Here is a 5,078-nt window from a genome sequence, read left to right on the forward strand (position 1 = left end):
GGAAGTCGGCCCGCTTGGAGAGGAAGTTGGTATAGGCCCGTTCCAAATCCTTCAGCGATTGTTGCAATGGATGCGTCGGCGCCTCTTTGAGCCACGGCGTTTCCATGCCATTGCGCCACCCGGTGAGTTGCTGGCACAGCCCGGCATAGCCCAGCTTCTTCTCGCCCCGCTCGTAGCGCGCTTTCTGCAACGCCAGCGCCTTGTTGAACACGAAGCGACACGCTCCGGCGAAGCAGCGCATGTCGCGCGCCTGCTCGCCAGTCGGCATCAGTTCGAATTTGAAGGCCTGGAAACGTTGCATAGGCTGAGCGTATCAGCCACCACTTACGCGTTGTCAAGGACGCCTTCGGCGTCCGCGCTTTCCTTCTCCCGCCTGAAGTCCGGGGCTTGCCGCGCTTTCTGGTCAACCTGCATGTTCGGCCTTCCCTAACCGGAGGGCAAGCTAGTTCCGATCGACGCGATGCCACCTCAACGCTCATCGGACGCCCCGATTTGCCGAAGTCGGCCGGGGCAAAGATCAAAAGCGGCGCTCAAGGAAACTCACTGCCCCGGCTTCACGACGGGACGAAACGTGTCGCTGCCGATCAACAGCGCGTCGCATTTGTTATGGGTTGCGGTCGGATATTTTCTAGATCCCATGGCGTTGTGCCGAGAAGATACACGTCGCCAGGTGGGCAATAGCGTGCCGAGGCGCCGCATCGCCGTCCTGGAAAGCGAAGTTCATTGGACAGCAGGCCAGAAATTAAAAAATATGGATTGGAGGATGACATGAATAATAGTCATACGGGCCTCGCGACAGGCCTGAAGCAACGCCACGTCACGATGCTGTCGATCGCGGGCGTGATCGGCGCGGGCTTGTTCGTCGGCTCCGGACACGCCATCGCGGCAGCCGGACCAGCGGCGCTGATCGCCTATGCGCTGACGGGTGCGCTCGTCGTCCTGGTGATGCGCATGCTCGGGGAAATGGCCGTCGCCCATCCGGACAGCGGCTCGTTCTCCACCTACGCCGATCGCGCGATCGGCCACTGGGCCGGCTTCACGATCGGCTGGTTGTACTGGTGGTTCTGGGTGCTGGTTATCCCGATCGAGGCGACGGCTGCGGCCACCATCCTCAACGCGTGGTTCCCGAACATCGCGACCTGGATCTTCGCGCTCGGCGTCACGCTGCTGCTGACGGTCACCAACCTCTTCTCGGTCAAGAACTACGGCGAATTCGAATTCTGGTTCGCGCTGATCAAGGTCGTCGCGATCGCGCTGTTCATCGCGATCGGCGGCGCGGCCGTCTTCGGACTGCTGCCGGGCGGCCACGTGTCGGGCTTCGCGAACCTGGTCACACACGGCGGGTTCATGCCGAACGGGATCGGCGCGGTGTTCGCCGGCATGCTGATGACGATGTTCTCGTTCGTCGGCACCGAAATCGTGACGATCGCCGCGGCCGAATCCGAACATCCGGAGCGCCAGATCGTGCGCGCGACGAATTCGGTGATCTGGCGCATCTCGCTGTTCTATCTCGGCTCGATCCTGTTCGTCACCGCGATCGTGCCGTGGAACGACCCGCTGCTGCCGGTGCACGGCTCCTACCAGCGCGTGATGGAACTGCTCGGCGTGCCGCATGCGAAGGCGATCATCGACGTAATCGTGCTCGTGTCGGTCGCGAGTTGCCTGAACTCGGCACTGTATACGGCGTCGCGGATGCTGTTCTCGCTCGCAAAGCGCAAGGACGCACCGGCGTTCCTGCAGCGCACGGATTCGACGGGCACGCCGAAGGCCGCCGTGCTCGCGTCGACCGCGTTCGGCTTTCTCACCGTGATCGCGAACTACGTGGTGCCGGAGCAAGTGTTCAACGTGCTGATCGCGACGTCGGGCGCGATCGCGCTGCTCGTTTATCTGGTGATCGCGGTGTCGCAACTGCGGATGCGCCGAATGCTCGACGTGAACGGCGCGGCGCTGACACTGCGGATGTGGATGTTCCCGTGGCTTACGTGGGCGGTCATCCTGTTCATCTGCGGGACGCTCGTCACAATGCTGTTCCTCGACGGTCACCGGATGGAAGTTGCCGCGACAGCGGTGCTCGCCGGACTCGTGCTGATCGCCGCGCGGCTGAACCAGCGCAGCCGCGATGCTCAGTCGAGCCTTGGCCGCCGCGGGGTGTCATCGGCCTGAAGAGCAATCGACGCGCGAATGCAGGCACGGGTTGTCGCTGCCTGCGACGACCCCCTTGTTCCGCAGCTGCGCCAGCAGTTGCCCGATCAGTGCATCATCATGAGCCATGCAACGCATGTCGCAAGCCCGCCGGAACCCGCTAAACCGGCGCGTATCCGGTTCGGTTTCATCCTGTTGCCGAATTTCACGCTGACGGCGTTCTCGGGCATGATCGACGTGCTGCGGCTCGCGGCCGACGAGGGAGACAACAGCCGGCCGGTCAGATTGTCGTGGACGATCCTGGGAGACATGGCCTCCCCAGTTCGCGCAAGTTGCGGGATTCAGATCGCGGCGTGGGAGTCGTTGAATTCGCGTCAGGAATACGACTACGTGGTCGTCGTGGGCGGGCTCCTGCATGCCCGATCGGAGCTCGATGCAGCCACGCTGGGATTCATTCGCGCGGCCGCGTCGGCGGGCTCGATGCTGGTCGGCATCTGCACCGGAGCGTTTGCGCTGGCGCGCGCGGGTGTGATGGCCGGACATCGCATCTGCATCAGCTGGTTTCACTACTGGGACTTCATCGAGCGGTTTCCGTCCGTCGATGCCAGGCTCGTGGTCTCCGACCGCCTTTTTGTTCTGGACGGCCGCCGCGTGACCTGCTCCGGGGGACGCGCATCGATCGATGTTGCCGCCGCGATCCTGGTGCGACACATCGAGCCGTCGATCGTCTACAAGGCGCTTCGCATCCTGCTGGTCGACGGGCGCGAGACGGTCAACGCGCCGCAACCGCATCCACCTGGCGTCGCGCCCAACGCGCATCCGAAGGTGAAGCGCGCGATCCTGCTGATGGAACAACATATCGGCCACTCGATTACGATCGACGAGCTGGCGCGAAGGCTGGACCTCTCGGCGAGACAGCTGGAACGCCTGTTCAGGGAAGCAACCGGCAGCGGACCAGCCGCCTGCTACCGGGCGATCCGGATTCGCACGGCGGCGTGGATGCTGATGCACCTGGACAAGAACATTTCCGTGATCGCGGCAGCCTGCGGATTTGCCGACGCGTCGCATCTCGGGCGGGAGTTTCGGCGGGCCTACGGGATGTCGCCGAGCGCTTATCGGGAAGGTCTGACACCGGGAGCACTCGGTGAGATATCCGATCGGGGCGATCGTGCGACCACCTTGGGCGAGCTGTTTCCCAATCGGAACGAGTTTTATTGAATCGGGAGGGCGGAGGTGTTCGGCCTTCTGGTGCGTCGCTTCTGCTCGTCGACGAGCGGGGATGGCGAATTTGAATGGGCCTACGCGAGAGAATGAGACGTTAGAAATTGCGCGCCAGGCCGACCATGAACATGTCCTGGTCCTTGTCGTTGCCGGTTGCGACACGATTGAAGCGCAAGCTCGCCGCCCAATCGTTCGTGACCTGATAGGTTACCTGCGCGCTGAGCAAGGCATTGAGTCTCGTCTTGCTCGAGACCTCGTCCCGATCATGCGAGAGATACGGGCCTGCACCTGCCGAAAGCGCCCATTTGCTCCTGATCGGCGCGACGTACCAGAATTGCGCTGCCACACCTCTTCGGCCGGCGACGCCGTTATTGCCTTCATAGACGAAGCTCGCCGAATAGGCCCACGCATTGCCGAGCGGCCGCTTGACTTCGACCATATACCCCTTTTCGATCGGCACTTGGGGACGGTTCGTCTGCGACGTCCCGGCCCAAACGCTAACCTGCGTCTTGCCGTCCGAAAACGCCGGGCCAGGATCGCCGCCAAAATCCGAGCCGATGCCGAAGAGCACCGCGTCGGAGTTGAATCCGTCGATCATCTGAACGTGGTTGTACTGCACCTTGAGGAAGAAGCGGTTGGGAACGACGTAATACCGCACCGCTGCTGAGGCGCGCACGCCCCATCGCTTTTCGTTACGCGGCTGGTTGTCGACATGTGTCGTGTCCATGCTGAAATACGGCCCCGCCGACAATTCGAGCGCCAAGCGATCGCCGACCGGCCAACGAAACGAACCCAGGGCGGCGAAGCCGTCACGGTGGTGATCGACGGGATGCCCCTCGTTCACATACGCGAGGTAGACCGAGAGGTAGTCATTCAGGACGTCGCCGAAGCCGACTTCGTAGGCACGCCAATGCATGTCGCCACCCTCGGTCGCACGTCCGTCACCATACACTGCATAGACGTTGATCGTTCTTTCCGATGGCTTGAAGCTCGAAGGACTGTCCTCGGCGTGCGCGAGGCCTGCGCCTGCCAGACTTGCCAGACCGGCGATCGAGCTTGTGAGGACGAAGCGCGAATAGATGCGACGGCACTGCCCCATTTGGACACCCCCTCACCTTGGTAACCGCGATTTCCTGGACAAGCTGATAGCGATTATAGGCGGCCTCGGCTAATAGGGGTAATCCTCACAACTCAGGCCGCCGACCCTTGTATACAAAGGGCCGAGCAGCCATGACGCGGCACGTCGCCATCGACTGGAATTTGCAGCACGCTCCTGAGGAATCACACCCCGGGCCGCGATATGCATGAGTTCGAGACCGGCCACACGAACCTATGGAATCCGCCCGGCGCTACCCTCGAATTTGAAGCCCCGCAATTGGTCCCGATGTTTTAGCGCACGGTCAGGTTGTGGCCACGGTGCGAGGGAGCAATGACGAGTGCTACATACACACTCTGACTGCGTGCCTGATTGCTCTAGCGCCACGGTTGCGGTTTACCTGATCAAACCGCCAGGCAGAGGTATTTGATCACGACGTAATCGTCGATCCCGTAGTGCGAGCCTTCGCGGCCGAGGCCCGATTGCTTCACGCCGCCGAACGGCGCGACTTCGTTCGAGATCAGGCCCGTGTTCACGCCGACCATCCCGTATTCGAGCGCTTCGGCAACCTTCCACACGCGGCCGATGTCGCGGCTGTAGAAGTACGCGGCCAGGCCGA

At 62.4% G+C, this 5,078-nt stretch carries 5 protein-coding genes; 2 read left to right on the top strand and 3 right to left on the bottom strand.

What is annotated here, in order from left to right; translation table 11 throughout:
• On the bottom strand, positions 1–301 hold a 301-nt coding region (locus G3N94_RS39630; RefSeq protein ID WP_205799642.1), incomplete at its 3' end, for a helix-turn-helix domain-containing protein.
• A 467-nt stretch (positions 302–768) separates the two neighbouring features.
• On the opposite strand from G3N94_RS39630, the gene gabP reads away from it, so the two are divergent.
• A complete protein-coding gene (gabP, locus tag G3N94_RS39635) occupies positions 769–2,163 on the top strand; it encodes a GABA permease (RefSeq protein WP_205799643.1) in 1,395 nt (464 codons plus the stop codon).
• 99 nt (positions 2,164–2,262) lie between these two features.
• Positions 2,263–3,360, top strand: a complete 1,098-nt coding sequence (locus tag G3N94_RS39640; RefSeq protein WP_205799645.1) for a GlxA family transcriptional regulator — start codon at positions 2,263–2,265, stop codon at positions 3,358–3,360.
• A gap of 100 nt (positions 3,361–3,460) precedes the next feature.
• Here the strand turns inward: G3N94_RS39640 and G3N94_RS39645 are convergent, their stop codons facing one another.
• A complete protein-coding gene (locus G3N94_RS39645; RefSeq protein ID WP_205799644.1) occupies positions 3,461–4,462 on the bottom strand; it encodes a hypothetical protein in 1,002 nt (333 codons plus the stop codon).
• A 401-nt stretch (positions 4,463–4,863) separates the two neighbouring features.
• A partial coding sequence (locus G3N94_RS39650; RefSeq protein ID WP_205796596.1) for an aldehyde dehydrogenase family protein occupies positions 4,864–5,078 on the bottom strand: 215 nt, incomplete at its 5' end.

The organism is Burkholderia sp. Ac-20353, from assembly GCF_017104785.1.
Taxonomy (GTDB): domain Bacteria; phylum Pseudomonadota; class Gammaproteobacteria; order Burkholderiales; family Burkholderiaceae; genus Burkholderia.